Genomic DNA, 19,189 nt, shown 5'->3' with positions numbered 1-19,189 from the left:
AGCCGAGAATAATTGCTGCCGCCGGCGCAGAGTGTCAAACCTGCCATTGACGAAACCGTCTATTTGGTATGTTATGTTGGCATGTCTGACGCGCACCACAGAAAGAAGCAGCCTTTGCTCGTCCGCCAGCAGTTGCTGGAGGTGGCGGCGCGGCTTGCATCGGAGAAGGGGATGACGGCGGTGACGCTGGATGCCGTTTCCGGTGCCTCCGGTGTGAGCAAGGGCGGGCTGCTGCATCATTTTCCCAACAAGAATACCCTCTTGGAGGCGTTATTCGACAGCCTGCTCGAGCGCCTGGACCGGGCCATCGAAGAGGCGATGCGGGCCGATCCGTTGCCGCATGGGCGTTTTACCCGCGGCTACCTCCGCGCCTGCCTCGCGCTTCGCGACCAGCCACAGGAAACAAAGGACTGGGCGCAGGTGACGATGGTGCTGCTCAGCGAACCGCAGTTGCGGCAACGCTGGCGGAACTGGGTGCGCGAGCGCAGCGAGGAATATGTCGGCACGGACTCCTCGGCGGATGCCGCGATCGTGCGGCTTGCGACCGATGGGCTCTGGCTCGCCGACCTTCTCGGCAGCCATGAGATGGATGAGAGCGCCCGTGAAAAACTGATCGACCGGCTGATCGAACTCACGCAGCTTTAGAAATCAAGGGAAGACCGTAATGGCGAATGCATCTGTCTATGCGATGCTGCTGGTGGCGATTGTACTGGAAGTGATCGGTACGACGGCTCTGCAGATGTCGCAGCAGTTCACCCGCCTCGGTCCCTCGATCGTGCTTGTGCTGTGTTACGTTGCCGCCTTCTATTTCCTGTCGCTGACCCTGCGTGTCATTCCGGTCGGCATTGCCTATGCCATCTGGAGCGCGCTCGGCATCGTGCTGATCTCTGTTGTCGGCCTGGTATTTTTCCGCCAGAAACTCGATCTGGCTGCCATTATCGGCCTGGGGCTGATCATCGCCGGCGTGCTCGTGGTCAATCTTTTTTCGAAATCCGTGTCGCATTAGAGCGCGTTACACACCTTACATTCACGGTTTATATCATATGACCGAAAACGTTTTCGGTTGCGGCGATTTTGCCTTTGTCAAATCGCTAATGAGCGGCTATGTCTTTGGCTCAGGAGGCCGAGAGGAGAGTTGAGCGGCTATTTCTCAAAGCGCTTTGGATCGGCTAACCTATTCCATTAAGTGTGTTTTTAGAGGAGCACCGAAATGACCATTCGCACCGTCGTTTGGGGGGAGAATATCCATGAGCAAACCAACAAGGTCGTCGCTGAGATCTATCCGGAAGGCATGCATACGACGATTGCCAAGGCGCTGAATAGGGATGCCGGCATAGAGGCGACGACTGCGACGCTGCAGGAGCCAGAGCATGGTCTGAGCGAGGCACGGTTGAAGGACACGGATGTCCTCGTCTGGTGGGGTCATAAGGACCACGGCGCCGTAAAGGACGAAATCGTCGAGCGCGTCGCCAAACGCGTCTGGGAAGGCATGGGCCTTCTCGTGCTGCATTCCGGCCATTTCTCGAAAATCTTCAAGCGGCTAATGGGCACGCCCTGCGCATTGAAGTGGCGCGAGGCCGGCGAGCGCGAGCGTCTTTGGGTCATTAATCCGCGCCATCCGATCGCCGCCGGCCTTGGCGAGCATTTCGAGCTGGAAAACGAGGAAATGTATGGCGAACAGTTCTCCGTTCCGGAGCCGCTGGAAACGGTGTTCATTTCCTGGTTCCAGGGCGGCGAAGTTTTCCGTTCCGGCATGACCTGGCGTCGCGGCGCGGGCAATATCTTCTATTTCCGCCCCGGCCACGAGACCTATCCGACCTATCACAATGAGACCGTGCAGAAGGTGCTGATCAACGGCGTCAAGTGGGCGCACAATCCGCTCGGCACGCAGGCGAGCATCCATGATGCGCCGAATGTCCCGGTCGAAAAGGCGCTGGAGCCGATCGTCGAACGTGGCCCGAAACTCCACCAGGCCGGCGAAGCCGGTTATCGCTGAGGTACAATATGCGTCTCATAGTTGTTGGCACGGGCGGCATGGCGAAGAACCATGTGGAGCATTTCGCCCGTATTCCAGGTGTCGAGGTCGTTGGTGCCGTGGATACGGATGCGACGAGGCTCACGGCCTTCACCGATATGTTCGATATCAAGAAGCGCTTTTCGTCGCTGGACGAAGCGCTCGCCTGGGGCGAGTTCGACGCGGCGACCAACGTCACGCCGGATCGGGCGCATAATCCGACCACCTTGCCGCTGCTTGCCGCCGGCAAGCATGTGCTCTGCGAGAAACCGCTTGCGGAGAATTACGACAAGGCGCTGGAAATGACGGAGGCGGCCGAACGCGCCGGCGTCGTCAATATGGTGAACCTTACCTATCGCAATGTCGCGCCGCTGCAGAGGGCACGCGAGATGGTGATATCGGGTGAGATCGGCACGGTGAAGCATGTGGAGGCGTCCTACCTGCAAAGCTGGCTGGTCTCGAGGGCCTGGGGCGATTGGCGCAGCGAATCCAAGTGGCTGTGGCGGTTGTCGACCGGTCATGGTTCGAACGGCGTGCTTGGCGATATCGGCATCCATATCCTCGATTTCGCCGCCTATGGCGCGGCGACGGATATCGACCATGTCTTTGCCCGGCTGAAGACCTTCAACAAGGCGCCGGACGAGCGCATCGGCGAATACACGCTCGACGCGAACGACAGCTTTTCGATGACAGTCGATTTCGCCAATGGTGCGCTCGGTGTCGTGCATGCCAGCCGCTGGGCAACGGGGCATCTCAACGAGCTGAAGTTACGTATCTATGGCGAGAGGGGCGGGCTGGAAATTTCCCATAGTCCGGCTGGCTCCGAGCTGCGTGCCTGCCTCGGCGATGATACCGAAACGGCGACATGGAAGGTTATCGAGGTTCCGCCGGTGCCGACCAATTATCAGCGCTTCGCCGATGCCGTCATGACCGGCAGCCATCAGGACCCGAGCTTCCGCCATGCCGCCAATCTGCAGCGGGTGCTGGATCTTGCGATGGTCACGGAAGTGGAGAGACGCGAACTAAAGGTTTGACGGCACCTCTTTTTTTCCTTCGACGTTCACGCGGTCGCCTTCGGGCGGCCGTTTCTTTTGAAGACAGTACAATTCCAAGGTATATTTTGTTTTTATTATTAAAACGATGATATCGTTGATTATTTTTTATATATTAGACATATCGTATATTGGGAATATTCTATAAAATATCGCTAATACCAAAAATGTTTCTTGAATTATTTAGAATTTATATCAATAAACTGATTCGCACATAATACTTATGGGTATGGTGGGTGAAGTGCTTGGATCGGCCGATCAGGCCGAGGTGAGGGGACAATGCGGTTTGATCTCCATGCGCTAGACCGGGCAACGGACGGATTCTTCGGCGCTGCGCTGGATCCGACGCTGTGGCCGGTCGTGCTGGAGAAGGTCTCGGCCGCGACCGGATCCTACGGCGTCAACATCGCGCCGATCGAAGGTCGGTTGCTGAATACATTCATCGTCACCGAAAGTCTTATTCCCGCGATGGAGAATTATTTCGCGGAAGAGTGGTACAAGCAGGACTTTCGCAGACAGAACGTGCCGATCATGAGACGTGCGGGAGTGATGGTCGAGCAGGATTTTGCGGGGGAGGACGAGTTCAAAACACTCGACTTCTACCATTCCCAAGAACGTTTCGGCCTGCGTTGGTCGGCAATAATAGGTTTTTCGTCAGGTGACGATCTCCTGGCTTTTGCCTTGCAGCGGCGGATCAAGGACGGTCCCTACAGCCGAGAAGAAGCAAGAAATTTATATCGCATTCGTCAGAAACTTATGATCACGGCGAGAATTATGCGCGACATATCCGCAAGTGAAGTGAAGGGCATGGCGGCCGCCTTCGAAATGGCCAACGTCGCCTGCGTGTTTTTCGATCGGATGGGCCTTGTGACCACCGTCAACGAGAAGATGCGCCGATTGCTCGGCCCCGATCTGCAGATCACCCAGGGGCAAATGCGTCCGACCCGCAAGGATGACGCAAACGCATTCGACCGGCAGCTCAAGGTCGTATTGGGCGAAGACAACCTGCTGACAACGGGGGAGCCCGATATCCTGCTGCTCAGCCGCAAAGGCAGGCGGCCGCTTATCGTGCGCATGCAGCGTCTCGATGGCGGCATGCAGGATATTTTCTGTCATTCCTGTGCCTTTGCGACCATTGAGGACCCTGAGGAGAAAGTCCACCAGCGCCCGGCAACCCTGACCAAGCTTTTTGGATTGACCCGCGCCGAGGCGGAAATTGCCCTGCTGCTTGCCCAGGGTATGACGCTGCACGATATCGCCGCCCAGCGTACCGTCAGCTATCAGACTGCCCGCGCCCATTTGAAATCGATCTATCGCAAGACGGACACAAACCGGCAACCGGAACTCTCCCTACTGCTTGCAGGGATCAGGATGGCGTGAGGAGCAGTCGGCATAGCCGACGAACGCCCTGAGCCTTAACGAAGGGCCGGGTGGCGCGGTCAATGTCGTGTCTGAAGGCGATGGGATTTCTGCCCAGTTACATCGAACTGCGCAAACCCTTGCTCGATCCCGATCTTGCCCTATGCACCATTTGCCGGGCCACAAGATACGTCGTGTCGCTGCAACCGCTTGACGGAGCGGGGGCGGGGGCGCAGCATTCTTCCATGATCGTGTGAATGCGGGTCATGGGAGAAGGGGTCATGTCCACCGAAGAACAGGTTGCAAGCCACTATACGCGTGGATCACTGGAGGCGACGATTCTCGGCGGGCTCACGGCCAGCGGCAAGGATATCGAGCATCTCAGCATCGACGATCTCGCCGGTGTCGATGAATTCCATCTCGGGCGGCGCGAGGCTACGGTGGAATTCGCCAAAGATCTCGATTTGCTCGATGGCATGCGGCTTATCGACATCGGATCAGGGATTGGCGGTTCGGCGCGCTATATAGCCAGCGAGTATGGTTGTATCGTCACCGGTGTCGATCTGACCGAGGAATTCGTCAACGTCGCCAATGCCCTGACCGCGCGATGCGGCATGACCATGCAGGTGTCGTTCCACCAGGCGAGCGCGCTGGCGTTGCCTTTTGCCGATGAAAGCTTCGAGCGCGCAACGCTGATCCATGTCGGCATGAACATCGAAGACAAGGCGTCGTTGTTTGCTGAAATACGGCGGGTGCTGAAGCGTGGCGGCCGGTTCGGCCTTTACGAGATCATGCAGGTTCGCGACGGCGCGGTGCCTTATCCTATGCCCTGGGCAATGACGCCGGAAACAAGTTTCGTGTGCAGTCCCATGACCTATCGTCAATTGCTCAAAGGGGCCGGCTTCACGGTGGAGTTCGAACAGGATCGCAGCGCATTGGCAATCCGGATGGCGCAGGAGATGCGCGCCAGCGCCGCAAACGGCGGGCAGGGGCTGAGCCTCGGCGCGCTGATGGGGCCGAGGGCGGCGGAGCGGATGGGCAATGTCAGCACATCGGTCGGAGGCGGCTTGCTCGCTCCTATCGAAATGGTTGCCAAAGCCGATTGATGAAGACCGTGCTTGCGACGCCGGATTGACAGGGGCATTCGCCTATCTGTATGGAAAATCCAACGGTAATGGATTCTGCCGGGCCATGGTGGCCGAACCGCTGCTCTGAATTTTCAGGGTCGCTAATGACTCCTACTCAATACGCCTGACGGGCGATGGAGTAGAGTCATGTCCGCAATCCTGCTGTCACCGCTTTCTTGTTCAATGATCATTGTCCCCGACAGGCCCACCGCCGGTCTTCCGGGAGAGGCGAACTGATGTCCGCATTCTCATTTTTTCATTATCGCTTTCAGCAACTGCGCAGCATATTCAAATGGATCATCCTGGTAGTGCCGATGGCTGCCGTGGTCGGGTCGCTCTGTGCATTGTTTCTGTGGAGCCTCGACCGGGCGACGGCTGCGCGTTTCGATCATCCCTGGTTGATCTTTCTGATGCCGGTCGCGGGCTTTCTGATGGTGTTGGTCTACCAGCGTTTCGGCCGGGGCGCGGAGGGCGGCAATAATCTGATCGTCGAGCAGATCCATGAGCCCGGCGGCGGCGTGCCGCTGCGTATGGTGCCGTTTATCCTCGTCTCGACCGTATTGACGCATCTGGTCGGCGGTTCGGCGGGGCGCGAGGGAACGGCAGTACAGCTCGGCGGCAGTATTGCCAGCGCCTTTGCCAAGCTTTTCCGATTAAGCCACGCCGAGGTTCGTATCCTGCTGATGGCCGGCATTGCCGCCGGTTTCGGTGCGGTGTTCGGTACGCCGATTGCCGGCGCGGTCTTTGCGTTGGAAGTGCTGACGATCGGGCGCATGCAGTATGAAGCTTTGATCCCTTCTCTTATGGCGGCGATTGCGGCCGACTGGACATGCCATGCCTGGGGTATCGAACATGTTCAGTATCATATCGTCTATCTTGCCGGCACTCCGGCGAGCACGTTTCATCTCGACACGCTGTTACTGGCGAAAGTCGGCATCGCCGGCGTGCTCTTCGGGCTGATGGCGCGCTGCTTCAGCGAACTTTCCCACGGGATGTCGGCTGCCTTCAAGAGCATCTGCGCCTACGCGCCGCTCAGGCCCGTCATCGCCAGCGCAATCCTGATCGGCCTCGTCTATGTGCTCGGCACCCGCGAATATTTGGGCCTCGGTGTCTGGTCGCCCAATGCCAACGATGCAACCATTCTCGGCTTCTTCGATCCGGCGCGCATCGACTATTGGAGCTGGTTTTGGAAGGCGGTCTTCACGATTGTGACGCTCAGCTCCGGTTTCAAGGGCGGGGAGGTGACGCCGCTGTTCTTCATCGGTGCTGCGCTCGGCAACGCCGTTGCCGCCGTTCTCGGTGCGCCGGTCGATCTCTTCGCGGCTCTCGGCTTTATTGCGGTTTTCGCAGGCGCTACGAATACGCCGCTTGCCTGCATGATCATGGGCATCGAGCTCTTCGGCGCGACGCATACGGTCTATTTCGCCGTCGCCTGCTTTCTTGCCTATATCTGCAGCGGTCACACCAGTATCTACCTGTCGCAGCGTATCGGTATCGCGAAGAGTGCCGCCGCCAATCCCATTCCCCCCGACGTCAGCCTTCGCCATCTTCGCGATCTCGGCGTCAATTCACTCGGCGACATGATCGGCAAAGTTCGCCAGACGTCATTGCAATCCCAAGGGAAAGGTTCGGAGCCATGATCAGCGACAAGCTTGCCGTTCTAATTTTTACCAGGGGAGTTTCATGAACTATCTGATCGTCTTCCTTGGCGCTGGATTGGGCGGCGCCTTTCGTCTCGGTGTCAATCAGGCGACCATCCGTTTGTTTGGCCTTGGCTTTCCATTCGGAACTCTCGCGGTCAATGTTGTCGGCTCGTTGATCATGGGCCTGCTGACCGAATATTTCATTCTCCGCAGCGGCCTGTCGCAGGAGTTTCGGCTCTTTCTGACCACAGGTATCCTTGGCGGCTTCACGACATTCTCGACCTTTTCATTGGATGCGGTCGCGCTCTGGGACCGGGGCCAATGGGCGACGTCATTGATCTATGTCACGCTTTCGGTCGCCTTGTCATTGGGCGCATTGGTGGCCGGGCTCATGATTATTCGGCTGCTCGCGCAAAGCCAGACGGCATAAACTATTCGCTTAGGGGTGAACGCTCGATAAGGCGCGGCTATCGAAAATGTGAAGTTACCTGCGGCAAAAGGCGTCGCTGCCGGCCGCATTTTTGCCGATTCCGCAGCGCAGCATTTCGGAGAATTCGTTGGGATTTCATCGCACGACAAGACGCCGCTCTCACGAACGGTTTCCCTTGCGAAATTCGACTAACGAACTCATATAATCGCCTATTATGATCGTTGCATAACAAAGGAGTCGCGCGCCGATCAAGGATGGGCCAGACAAAGGCTGCAATTGTCGGACCTATCGCCCTCCCAAGATTTCCACGCAACTTCCTCTGAGACAAGATTCCCTCCCTCCCAATATAGCCCCTATTAGACAGACATGACGGAGAGCACTTTGAGCGTACCAGCTCCCACAACCACTGAGCCGCGTGCTCCGGAGCAAACCTTCGGCACGGCCGGCATCGCGCCGATGGATCGCCCCAGCGCAATGACGCGCTTTTTCATGAGCATCGTCGCCTGGGCCGAAAGCCTCAATCTAAAATACGCCAAACTCGGCAATCCGCCGGTCTATGACAATGCGACCTTTCCCTGGGCGGCCGAGATCGAGAAGGATTTTCCCGCGATCCGCGCCGAGCTGGAAAAAGTGCTGCAGCGACAGAGCGAACTGCCGACCTTTCAGGACATCTCCACCGATGTGAAGACCATTTCGACGGATAGCCGCTGGAAGACTTTCTTCCTTCTTGGTTTCGGCGTGAAATCCGAGCAGAACATCAAGGCCTGCCCGAATACCTGGGCGGCCGTGCAGAAAATTCCGGGCCTGAAAACGGCGATGTTCTCGATCTTCGAGCCAGGCAAGCATCTTCCAGCTCATCGCGGCCCTTACAATGGTGTGCTGCGCCTGCATGTCGGCCTCATCGTGCCGGAGCCGAACGACAAACTTGCCATCCGTGTCGACAAGCAGGTTTGCCACTGGCAGGAAGGCAAGGCGCTGATCTTCGACGATGCCTATGAGCACGAGGCCTGGAACCACACCGACAAGACCCGCGTGGTGCTCTTCGTCGATTTCGTCAAGCCGCTGAAATTCCCGGCCCGCATTGTCAACTGGGCGCTGATGAACCTGGCGATCTTCACGCCCTTCATCCGCGAAGGCCTCGACAATCACAAAGAATGGGAAAAGAAGTTCTATGCCGAAGCCGAGGCGCTGAGAAATCGCCCGAAGGCATAGGTTACAGCGCGTATAGATCTTACAGAAAACCCCGGATCCTAAGAGGATTCCGGGGGGTTGTTTTGGTCGGTCTGAAGCCGGTTACAGTTATTTTATCGTGCGCACGATGGCTGCGCCCGACGTCATGCCGCCGCCGAAGGCGACGAGGCCGAGGTTGAGTGGCTCAGAGCGTTCATTGGCCACATGCATCATGGCGAGCGGGATGCTCGACGAGCTGGTGTTGCCGTAGGTCTCGATGACGCTGAGTGCCGGCCGGCCACTGCGCTTGGCAATGGTGTCGATGATGCGTTGGTTCGCCTGATGCGGCACCAGAAGATCGAGATTGGCGAGCTCAAGCCCGGCATCGACGCAAGCGTCCTCGATCGAGCGCGACATGGAATGCACGGCCTCGGTGAAGACCGAGCGACCGTTCATCGAAATGACGCCTTCGTCCGGCAACGGCACGTAGAGAAGGTCACCCGGCTCCGGACGGCCGCTGATGACCGGACGGCTCGCGGCAAACAGCGGATTGCGCGCCATGTCGCGGCTGGTGACGAGACAAGCCGTGGCGGCATCACCGAACAGGATGGCGGTGGAAAAATCGTTCATGTCGAGCAGCGGCGACAGCACTTCCGAGGTGACGATCAGCACCTTGGCATCGTTCTGCTGGGCGATGAAATCGTAGGCCTGCTGCAAAGCGTAGAGATAGCCGGAGCAGGCGGCTCCCATGTCATAAGCGGCAAGCGACGGCCGCACGCCGTCTTCGGCAACGGCAACCGCAACGCGGCTTGCGAGCGACGGCGTGGCGATATCGGGTGTGCCGGTGGCGGCAATGACGAGATCCATATCGTGGATCGTCATATTGGTCTGGCGCAGGAGATCGCGGACAGCCTTGGTCGCGAGGCTCAACGTGCCTTCGTCGGGGCCGACCCAGAAGCGGCTCTTGATGCCGGTCAGGGCAAAGATTTCCTCGGCGCGCCGGTTCGGCCAATTGTGGATGATATCTTCATTGCTGACGCGGCGAGCGCCGGTCGCAAAGCCCATGCCGCTGACGGCGATTTCGGTGAAGTTGCCGGAATGGCGGCGCAGCGCGGGGATCGAATGCGACTTCAGCCGGCGCAGAACGAATTTATTATGCGTCTCAGAGGCGAGCGCGAAGTTGCGCTCGCTCAGGTCACGGTTGGCATCAACGGTCAAAAGCGCGCTGTCGGTGGCGATCTGATCGCCGATCTTGGCGAAAACCTCCTGAACAACGCCGCCGATATTGGCGCAGATTTCAACCGAAGCCTTGGTTGCCTCGACCACGGCGACGAGCTGGCCAACCTCGATCGTATCGCCGGGCTTGACCAGGAGATCGGTCACCAGCACGCTTTCATCGGCCGGGCCGGAGCCGATAGCCTTGATGGCTGCGGTCGGGCCGGACTTGTCCTCTTCATGCCAGGTGACCTCGCATTCGAGAACCTCGGCCATCAGATCGACCAGCTTGCTGTAGGACGGCAGCGTTTCCAACTGATTGCGGAAATTGAAGGGTACATGCGCATCCGAGCGGGCAAGCCGACGGACGATGACGGGCACGTCGGTTTTCTCGGTGACGGTCGCGACGACTTCGGCGCCCATGCCGACCGTGCGATTGTCTTCGTGCACCACGATCAGGCGACGGGTGCGCTTGGCGCTGGCGAGCACTTCCTTCTCGTCCCAGGGTGAGATCGAGCGAAGGTCGATGACTTCCACCGAAAAACCCTGGGCTTCAAAGGCGCTTGCCGCCTTGGCACAGAGCGAAACCGTGTTGCCGTAAGTGACCAGCGTCAGGTCGCGGCCGCGGGCGACATAGCGCGACAGGCCGGGGCGGACGAAATGCGTGTCGAGATCGGTGGATGTGCGGCCGTCGGAATTGTTGAGCACCGCCTTGGGGTAAAGGAAGACGGTCGGGCGGCGTGACTCGAAGGCGGCGTTGAGCAGGCCAGCGGCATCGCCGGCGCTGGAGGGCATGACGACGTCGATGCCCGGCGTATGCGCCAGCATGCTTTCGAAGCTCTGCGCATGAAACGGGCCGAGGCCCGGCTTATAGCCGCCGCAGCTCACCATCAGGATGACGGGCGATTCCCAGGCGCCTTGGGTGCGCCAGTACATGCTGCCCATCTCCGAGACGATCTGGTTATAGGCGAGCGGCAGGAAATCGGCGAATTGGAGGAAGGCAACCGGCCGCTCGCCGGCAAGCGCACGGCCGACAGCAGTGCCGACAATGGTGGATTCGCTGAGCGCCGCATTGCGCACCCGCTCGGGATATTTCGTGCTGAGGCCGCGGGTGACGCCAAAAACATCGCCCTTGGGATCTTCGATGTCCTGGCCGAAGAGGACGACATCGGGATTGTCGGCAAGCTGCTTGTCGAGCACGCCGTTCAGCGCTTCGCGCATGGTTAGGGTGACCGCGCTCTTGCCGCCGCGGTATTCGGGGGTTTTGTCGAACGAAGCCGGGTAGGGCGCTTTCGCCTCCGGCTCGACATGCGGCGCATCTTCCTTGCGGGCAAGGGCTGCTTCGGCCTGCACCTCGGCAGTCAGGTCCCTCTCGATCTTTTCCAGCGCATCGGCATCGACACCTGCCTTCAGCAGGGCGGCACGCAGATTGACCAGCGGATCGCGGACGGAGCCGGTCTCGATCTCATCCTGGGTGCGATAGGTTTTCTGGTCGTCGGCGTTGGTATGGTCGGATAGGCGCTCGACGTTGAGGATCACCAGGCTCGGCGTGCGGTTGTTGCGGCTGTGGCGGACGGCTTTGCGGAAAGCTTCGCGCGATGCCTGCAGATCGTCGCCATCGGCACGGATGATATCGAGGCCGTAGAAAGAAGAGGCGGGCCCGGTCGGTAGGTCGAAGAAGGTTTGCTTGGTCGTGCGTGTCGAGATGGAAAAACTATTGTCTTCGACAATGAAGACGACGGGATATTGGCTGCGGACGGCTTCGGCCACGGCTTCGACGAATTCGCCCTGCTGCGTGGTGCCGTCACCGACGCAACAAACGGCAATCGGCATGCCGGACTTGTGTTTCAGCGCGGCGCCAACGCCGACGGCATGCAATGCATTATTGCCGACGGGGCCGACGATGGAGGTGATGTTGAGAGCGCGGGAGGAAAGATGCGCGCTCATCTGCCGGCCGGCGGAATGGGAATTGGCCGTGGCGAGAAGGCTGGAGAAAAACTCACGAATGGGCATGCCGCGCGCCAGCATCAAGGCTTTGTCGCGATAATGCAGATGCAACCAATCGTCATCATGGAGGAATTCATTGAGCAGCGCCGTCGACTCATGTCCGGCACCAGAAACGTGAAAATGTGCTATGCCTTGCTTGATGAATTCTCGTTCAAGCCGGTCTATTTCACGCGATGTGAAAAATATTCTATGAAGTTGCTTGAGATGATCTGGGGTAAATCTCCCTTCCATTTCAATGATTTTCCTAATCTGTCATGACCATCAATTTGCGTCGGATAGGTAACGCCCTGGGGTATCTTTTTCAATACACGTTAGATGACAATATCTTCTCGGTTTGAAATAGGTTTCCGAGCACTGGTTGCATCCTGGCATTTGGCGGGGCCGGTTTCGATGAAAAAAGTCTATGCCTTCCGGCCATTGCCAGCGCGCTTCGACACCAACCGACGGATGCCGTTCATCATCATCCTTCAGCCCGTTTTCGGATCGGCTCGTCGGCTTGCTTACGAACGGAGGCCTTCCTTGCTGCCAGCTTTTCCTTGGCCACCAGCTCCTTCGGCTTTTTCCCGATGATCTGCCTACGTCCCTTGGTGGAGAAGGGCTGCACGAGCTGGGCAAGGAAGCCCTTGGCAACCTTGCCGCTGATGCCGATGTCGGTGGAGGAGGGGCGCGGCGGATTGTAGTAGGTGCCGAGAATCTGGTCCCAGATCACGAGGTTTTCGCCGTAATTGGTGTTGCCCTCGGAAAGCAGTTTCGAGTGATGCCAGCGGTGCAGGCGCGGCGTCGAGAGGAACCAGTCGAGCGGGCCGGTGCGCACGTCGATGTTGCAATGGGTGAGGAGGCCGATAAACGCCGTCACCGCGCCAATCCACAGGAAAACCGGCAGCGGCGCACCCAAGAGATAGAGCGGGATCTGGCCGAGCGCGATCTTGAACAGCGAATCAATGATGTGGAAACGCCCGGTATTGATGACCCACAACCGCTCGACGCTGTGATGCAGGGCATGGAACCGCCAAAGGGACAGGTACTCATGCGCAAGGCGATGGGCGGCATAGAGGCCGAATTCGGCGATGATCAACCCCAGCACGACCTGCAGGGCCAGCGGCCATTGCTCCGGCCAGATATGGGCCTGATGGCTCAGGAGAGGTTGCGCCACCGTCGCCACCGCCATTGGAAATGACGTGCCAATGGCTGCTGCGATCTGCACGCTGCCTTTGCTCAAAAGCGTGTGCGCGATATTGCTGATCGTCTCGCCGTCGCGTTCCAGCCAGGTCTCCTCATAGGGCATAAGCCGCTCGAAAAGCGCAATCGTCGCGACGATGGAGAGGTAGACGACATTGAACCAAAGGAGCCGCATCGGCGACTGAAACGCAAAATAGGAGCCTGTCAGTCCGGCGCAAAAGATCGCCGGCCACAACAAGGATGAAACAGCAGCGTAGAGACGCGAACTGTTTTGAAATGTCATGCCATTATCCTCGGATTCTAATCGATCGGGGTGGGGTGGCGCTTAAAATATGCGCGATATGTACCGCGATGATTGTGGGCGAGGAAGCGAAATCTTGAGTTCGTCGGAAGCGTTTGCGTTTCTCTCATGTTGCAGAACGCGTTCCGGGCGGTCTGACAAGGCCGATGTGGCCGGCGGTCATCTCTCGAATCGGAGCGACCGCCGGGTGCGCGATCAGCGGTCGAACGTCAGCCTGCTCTTCTGCTGCCCGGCCTCGTCGAAATTCTCAGGAGACAGCCATCTCTCGTAGCCGGCCTTCAGGCGCGGCCAATCGGCGTCGATCATCGCGAACCAGGCGGTGTCCCGGTTCGTGCCCTTGGCGACCATATGCTGGCGGAAGATGCCTTCGAAGGTGAAGCCGAAACGCTCCGCAGCGCGCTTCGATGGCTCGTTGAGATTGTTGCATTTCCACTCGAAACGGCGATAGCCGAGCGTATCGAAGACGTAGGAAGCGAAGAGATAGAGCGTTTCGGTGGTGACGCGGCTGCGCGCGATCGCCGGCCCCCAGAGGATGCTGCCGATTTCGATGACGCCATGTACGGGATCGATGCGCATCAGCGCCTGGCGGCCTTCGGCCTTGCCGGTCCGCTTATCGATGGTGGCGAAAAACAGCGGGTCGGTGCCGGAAGCGGCCTTTTCGAGCCATGGCGTGAAGGTGGCGAGATCGGCCGGTGCATTCTCGAAGAGATAGCGGAAGCGATCTTCGGCACCGGGCGCTTGCGCCGAGGCGCAGAGATCAGCGCCATGGCGCGCCGGGTCGAGCGGCTCCAGCCGGACATAGCGGCCTTCCAAAGTGATCCGTTCCGGGCGCGGCACGCCATTCCAATTCGCAAGGTCCATGTCGAAGTCCTTTGGTATCAAGTCTGAAAATAACTTATCGAATCCGGCCCGATTGTATCAGTGCCGCCAGCGGTTCGGGTAGCTCTATCCCATGCGGCAATCCCGGTGCCGCTTCCGCCGGAGCCAGATGGCTTCGCACCGGCAGGACGCCCGCCCAGACGGGGAAATCCGCCTCGTCAATATCGCCTGGCGGGCCGTTACGGACCTTGGCCGTCGCCTCGTCTATTTCCATCCTCAGGACCGATGTCGCTTTCACCTCCTGGCGGGTCATCGGTCGCAGGCCGTCCCAGCGGCCGGGGAACAGATTTTCGATGAAGCGGCGGAGCGCATCGGCCTTCTCCTCGACATCCTCGAGAAGGCGGGCCGTGCCGAAAACCATGGCGGAACGGTAGTTGACCGAGTGGTTGAAGGCGGAACGGGCAAGCACATAACCATCCATGAGGCTGCAGGTGAGGCAGACAGGCATATCCTCAGCCGCGCGCAGAAAGCGGCTTGCCGCCGAACCGTGCCAATAGACATGGTCGCCCTCGCGCCAATGCAGCGTCGGCGTCACATAGGGCGCACCATTGATGACATAGCCGACGTGACAGAGGGGTGATGCATCCAGAATGGCATGGACATCCGTGCGGGCATGGCTGCCGCGATGATGTTCGCGCCGCACGCGCGAGCGTTCGGTGGTCGGATAGTCGTCAGCTTGGGGCGGGTAAAGGTCAGCCATCGTTTCCTCACTGGTATCATCTTTAATCTATGCTGCCAAAGAGGTAGGTTATAAATAGCCAGTTTTTGTATTTCTCGCAGACCAGTTGGAGATGTCATGGCAGCGATTGCACAATGGCCGGCGCTCGATCGGGTGGCGGGCGACCTGGAAGGCCAGGTATATCGTGTGATGCGCGATCGCATTCTCCAGGGGCAGATGCCGCCGGGACAGCGGCTGCCGTCGACGCGAATGCTGGCGATTTCGCTCGGTGTTGCGCGCTCCACCGTGGTCAACGCCTATGAGCGGCTGAAAGCGGAGGGCTATCTGCAATCGGCGACGGGTGCCGCGACCCGCGTCGCCGCATTCACGACACCGCCTCTGCAAGGGCAAGCTGCGTCGACGCCGCTCAGTCCGATGCCGATGACCGAGAGTGCCGCGGGCGGCCTGTTCGAGCCGGGTGTGCCGGATGTCTCAGCTTTTCCGCACGCCGCCTGGGCGCGATGCCTCGGCGCTCGCGGTCGCTCGCTGCGGGTGCATGATCTCGGCTACGGCGCTCACAGCGGCATTCGCGAGCTGCGTGAGGCCATCCTCGATCATATCTCCGCCACGCGCGGTGTGACTGCCCGCCCCGAACAACTCCTCATCGTTCCCTCTACCGGAGCTGCCATCGATCTGCTGGCACGTGTCCTGCTGCAGCCCGATCGCCGGCTTGGAACCGTCGCCTGGATGGAGGAACCGGGTTATGAGACGGCGCAGGCATTGCTGCGAATGGCGGGCGCGGACCTTGTGCCGGTGCCATGCGACCAGGCGGGCATCGATGTCGCGAGAGCCGCCGGTCCGCCGCCACGGCTGATCTATGTCACGCCCTCGCATCAATATCCGACCGGTGTGACGATGAGCCTGCCGCGCCGCTTGGCGCTGTTGGAATTCGCCCGCGCCAATGGTTCAGTGGTGCTGGAGGACGATTATGACAGCGAATTCCAATATGCCTCCCGTCCGATCGCCGCGCTGCAGGGCATCGATCGCGGCGAAGTGGTAGCCTATCTCGGCACTTTCTCGAAGACGCTCGTTCCCGGCCTGCGCGTCGCCTACGCAGTCGTGCCGTCCTGGCTTGTCTCCAAGACCGCGGCGGCGCAGCGGCTGAGAGGGGCCGTCGTGCCGATCCACATCCAGGCGGCGCTTGCCGATTTTATCCGCGAAGGCCGTTTTCGCGCGCATCTGAGGCACATGAACGCGATCTATGCCGCGCGTATGGCAGCGGCTGTTTCCGCGTTGCGCCGTCATTGCGGAGATTGGCTCGATGTCGGCGAGGGCACCGGCGGGCTGCAACTGGCGACATGGTTCCGCAACGCCAGCACGGATGACCGGGCGACCTTACAGAGGATCAACGCTCAGGGCTTTGCGCTTCGCTCCATGTCCGCGCTGCATCTTGGCCCTCCGCGATCGGGACTGCTGTTCGGCATAGCACGCATGGCGCCCGAGGCTGCGGACGCCGCGGCGGCAAGGATTGCCGCGCTGCTTCGAGTTCCCTGAGTCACCGTCTGACGAACAATCTTCTGTACTCCCGTGGCGTCATGCCTTTCAGGGTTTTGAACTGCCTGTTGAAATTGGCGATTGAATTATAGCCGACGGCATCGCTGATATGATGGACCGCTTGATTGGTGGAGGAGAGGCGAGCACAGGCGTCGCCAATGCGCATACGCATGAGGTAGTCGGAAATGGCGGTGCCGGTGTGGCGGCGAAACATCCGATGTAGACCGGAAACGCTGAGCGCGGCGATATCGGCCAATTCGTCCAGGCTGATGGCGCGCGCATAGTTGAGATGCATGTGTGTCAGAACACGGTCGATGCGTTCCCGGCTCTCCCTCAGTTCCTGCGATTGGCCTGGTGCGCTCGCAAGCGGCATCGCCTGCCTGTCGCCGGCAATGGTGACAAGGATGCTCAACAGCGACAGCAGCCGTTCGACAGGCGGTTTTTCAAAGACTGCTTCGAATTCCAGCCGTACCGCCGCGGCGATCTCTTTCGAAAATTGCAAGCCGTTATCGGCTCGCATTGCCAGCGCCTCGATCGGCCGAAATTCGACGGCACCGCCTGATATCTGCAACAGCCATTCGCGATGGAACCAAAAGACAAGGGCGACATGCGGCTTATGCTCATCGATCTTTGCGCGTGAGGCCCATGTATGCGGAAGGTTGGGTCCGACGAGCACGAGATCGCCGTCGCCATAGTCGCCGCTATGGTCACCGATGAAACGCTGACCGATCGAGTTCAGCGTGAGCGTGAGTTCGAATTCGGGATGATGATGCCATTGAAAGGGAATGACATCGTCGAGCCGCCGGTTGAGCATGCTCCACGACGTTTCCGGCGACTGCGGCAATATCTCAAGATAGGGTCTCATCGGGCGTCAACTAGAGTACAGAAGCCAGAATAGTATCAGAAAAAGCCAGGACCAAGCAACACGGACTGCCGACATCCCATTATTGCTCGAGCATCGCCTGATGTGACAGGGATAACCAGATGGGAGACGTATATGCAGCAAGGTTTGAAACGCGACGCGCATCCAACCGCTTCTTCGGCCACGACGCAATTGAAGGACATAAGGAAGACATTGCCGCTGCGGGTTCTCTCGCAACAAGACTGGCAGCATTGGATCACCAAGGGTTATGTGATTGTGCGGCAGGCTGTCCCCCCGGCAAATGTCGAGCGGCTTGCAGAGGTGCTTTGGACCTTCGACGAGAAGGACCCGAATGATCCATCGACCTGGTATGCGCCGCAGCGCCGCGAGCACAAGATGAAGGAGCTCAACAACACCGGCATGCTGGAGATCTACAATCACCAGTACCTTTGGGACAATCGCATGGAGCCGCGCATCTATGGCGCCTTCGTCGATATTTGGGACCGCGAAGACCTGTGGGTGACGATCGATCGCGCCAATCTCAATCCGCCGAAGAAGATCAAAGGCAATCCGAACGGCTTCATTCACTGGGACGTCGACACGTCCCTTCGCCCTCTGCCAATAGGGGTTCAGGGCGTCTTGAGCCTGAAGAAGCAGGACGGTGATGTCGGGGGTTTTCAGTGCGTGCCGGAACTGTTCGAGCACTTTGAGGAATGGGAAAAAACCCAGCCTGCGGATCGGGACCCCATGCACCCCGACATGGCCGGCCTTTCGGTCGTCAACATCGACATGGAGCCGGGTGATCTGATGATCTTCAATTCATTGCTTGCTCACGGAGTCCGCCCAAACCACGCGGAAAACCGCGTCCGCATGGCGCAGTATATTTCGATGCATCCGGCCGAGTTCGGCAATGTTGCCGAGCGTGAAGAACGCATCCGCTTGTGGCGCGAGCGCGATCATCCGATGCGTGACGCGTTTCCCGGTGATCCCCGGGAGTGGGAAAAACACAATGCCGAGACAGCCGTTTTGACGCCGTTGGGCGAAAAGCTGCTGGGGCTGACTGCCTGGTAAGGGTGGTCGCGGAGCTTTGATCGAGCGGCCCTATTGCCGCTCGATGTCTATCGATCGACGTCCCGTTAAACCTGGTTCCAGCGGCGGATGACCGGTTCGCTCAGATCGTGTTCATAGCCGAGAATGCTGATGCTGGCGGTGTCGAGCACGAAATGTGCGCCGCCTTGCGGCTGAAGGCCGAGCCAGCGGGCGGCGAAGACCCTCAGGAAATGTGCGCTGGAGAAGATCAGGACGTTGCCGTTCAACTGCCGCAGCTCGCTGATAATCCGGTCGGCTCTTGCGCCGACATCGGCTGCCGTTTCGCCATCGGGGCATCCGTCGCGAAAGAGCTGCCAGCCGGGGCGCTGAGCCAGAATTTCCTTGGTGGTGACGCCTTCATAGGCGCCATAATTCCACTCCGCCAGATCGTCCTTGACGACACGGGCATCGCCGAAGCCGGCGAGCGTGCTGGTGCTTTTGGCACGCTCAGACGGGCTCGACCAAACGGCAGCGAAATCGATGGCGGGCAGGCGGCCAGCCACCTTGCGGGCGGCTTCTTCACCGGCGGGGGTGAGGGGGATATCGGTTCGCCCCGTGTGCCGGCCGGAGAGGCTCCATTCCGTCTGTCCATGCCGAACCAGATAGATTTCCGGATACGCGCTGCTCATCTGAACGCCTCTCGATCGCGC

The 19,189-nt window shown here is 59.4% G+C and carries 17 protein-coding genes; 11 read left to right on the top strand and 6 right to left on the bottom strand.

Translation table 11 applies throughout. From position 1 onward, the window contains the following. Positions 1-81: 81 nt before the first annotated feature. The 9 genes from ACXHXG_RS10370 to olsC all read left to right on the top strand — a co-directional run bounded on the left by ACXHXG_RS10370 (position 82) and on the right by olsC (position 8,837). Positions 82-645, top strand: a complete 564-nt coding sequence (locus ACXHXG_RS10370; protein WP_104825176.1) for a TetR/AcrR family transcriptional regulator — start codon at positions 82-84, stop codon at positions 643-645. 19 nt (positions 646-664) lie between these two features. Then, positions 665-1,006 (top strand): SMR family transporter, encoded by a 342-nt coding sequence (locus tag ACXHXG_RS10365; RefSeq protein WP_104823956.1) that lies wholly within the window; start codon positions 665-667, stop codon positions 1,004-1,006. Between the two features lie 204 nt (positions 1,007-1,210). After that, positions 1,211-1,996 carry a ThuA domain-containing protein gene (locus ACXHXG_RS10360; protein WP_104823955.1) on the top strand — a complete coding sequence of 262 codons (786 nt, stop codon included), beginning with the start codon at positions 1,211-1,213 and terminating at the stop codon, positions 1,994-1,996. 8 nt (positions 1,997-2,004) lie between these two features. Further along, positions 2,005-3,048, top strand: a complete 1,044-nt coding sequence (locus ACXHXG_RS10355; RefSeq protein WP_457899221.1) for a Gfo/Idh/MocA family protein — start codon at positions 2,005-2,007, stop codon at positions 3,046-3,048. Positions 3,049-3,345: 297 nt separating this feature from the next. Then, positions 3,346-4,446 carry a helix-turn-helix transcriptional regulator gene (locus ACXHXG_RS10350; protein WP_104823953.1) on the top strand — a complete coding sequence of 367 codons (1,101 nt, stop codon included), beginning with the start codon at positions 3,346-3,348 and terminating at the stop codon, positions 4,444-4,446. 260 nt (positions 4,447-4,706) lie between these two features. Then, a complete protein-coding gene (locus ACXHXG_RS10345; protein ID WP_104823952.1) occupies positions 4,707-5,531 on the top strand; it encodes a class I SAM-dependent methyltransferase in 825 nt (274 codons plus the stop codon). Positions 5,532-5,788: 257 nt separating this feature from the next. Continuing rightward, the gene (locus ACXHXG_RS10340) at positions 5,789-7,192 is read left to right on the top strand and encodes a voltage-gated chloride channel family protein (protein ID WP_457899220.1); all 1,404 of its coding nucleotides are present in this window, start codon (positions 5,789-5,791) and stop codon (positions 7,190-7,192) included. 43 nt (positions 7,193-7,235) lie between these two features. Continuing rightward, the gene (crcB, locus tag ACXHXG_RS10335; RefSeq protein WP_457899219.1) at positions 7,236-7,625 is read left to right on the top strand and encodes a fluoride efflux transporter CrcB; all 390 of its coding nucleotides are present in this window, start codon (positions 7,236-7,238) and stop codon (positions 7,623-7,625) included. Positions 7,626-7,991: 366 nt separating this feature from the next. Continuing rightward, positions 7,992-8,837: an ornithine lipid ester-linked acyl 2-hydroxylase OlsC gene (gene olsC / locus ACXHXG_RS10330; protein WP_457899218.1), complete on the top strand. Its 846-nt coding sequence runs from the start codon at positions 7,992-7,994 to the stop codon at positions 8,835-8,837. 87 nt (positions 8,838-8,924) lie between these two features. On the opposite strand, the gene ACXHXG_RS10325 is transcribed toward olsC, so the two are convergent. From ACXHXG_RS10325 to ACXHXG_RS10310, 4 genes are all read right to left on the bottom strand, one after another. Next, positions 8,925-12,248: a thiamine pyrophosphate-dependent enzyme gene (locus ACXHXG_RS10325; protein WP_457899217.1), complete on the bottom strand. Its 3,324-nt coding sequence runs from the start codon at positions 12,246-12,248 to the stop codon at positions 8,925-8,927. A gap of 229 nt (positions 12,249-12,477) precedes the next feature. Continuing rightward, entirely contained in the window at positions 12,478-13,479 is a 1,002-nt protein-coding gene (gene olsE, locus ACXHXG_RS10320; RefSeq protein ID WP_457899216.1) for an ornithine lipid hydroxylase OlsE, read from the bottom strand. Positions 13,480-13,692: 213 nt separating this feature from the next. Then, a complete protein-coding gene (locus ACXHXG_RS10315) occupies positions 13,693-14,358 on the bottom strand; it encodes a GNAT family N-acetyltransferase (protein WP_457899215.1) in 666 nt (221 codons plus the stop codon). A gap of 34 nt (positions 14,359-14,392) precedes the next feature. After that, on the bottom strand, positions 14,393-15,076 hold the full coding sequence (locus ACXHXG_RS10310; protein WP_457899214.1) for a pyridoxamine 5'-phosphate oxidase family protein: 684 nt from the start codon (positions 15,074-15,076) through the stop codon (positions 14,393-14,395). A 96-nt stretch (positions 15,077-15,172) separates the two neighbouring features. Between ACXHXG_RS10310 and pdxR the strand changes: the two genes are divergently transcribed. Continuing rightward, positions 15,173-16,588: a MocR-like pyridoxine biosynthesis transcription factor PdxR gene (pdxR, locus tag ACXHXG_RS10305; RefSeq protein ID WP_457899213.1), complete on the top strand. Its 1,416-nt coding sequence runs from the start codon at positions 15,173-15,175 to the stop codon at positions 16,586-16,588. A gap of 1 nt (position 16,589) precedes the next feature. Here the strand turns inward: pdxR and ACXHXG_RS10300 are convergent, their stop codons facing one another. Then, a complete protein-coding gene (locus ACXHXG_RS10300) occupies positions 16,590-17,453 on the bottom strand; it encodes a helix-turn-helix domain-containing protein (RefSeq protein ID WP_457899212.1) in 864 nt (287 codons plus the stop codon). A 132-nt stretch (positions 17,454-17,585) separates the two neighbouring features. Here ACXHXG_RS10300 and ACXHXG_RS10295 point away from each other — a divergent pair, with 132 nt between their 5' ends. Then, complete coding sequence (locus tag ACXHXG_RS10295) at positions 17,586-18,521, top strand: phytanoyl-CoA dioxygenase family protein (protein WP_457899211.1); 936 nt, start codon at positions 17,586-17,588, stop codon at positions 18,519-18,521. A 65-nt stretch (positions 18,522-18,586) separates the two neighbouring features. On the opposite strand, the gene ACXHXG_RS10290 is transcribed toward ACXHXG_RS10295, so the two are convergent. Beyond that, entirely contained in the window at positions 18,587-19,168 is a 582-nt protein-coding gene (locus tag ACXHXG_RS10290) for a histidine phosphatase family protein (protein ID WP_457899210.1), read from the bottom strand. Positions 19,169-19,189: the final 21 nt, after the last annotated feature.

The organism is Rhizobium sp. LEGMi-198b (assembly GCF_054114205.1).
This window is presented reverse-complemented; position numbering and strand designations above follow the sequence as displayed.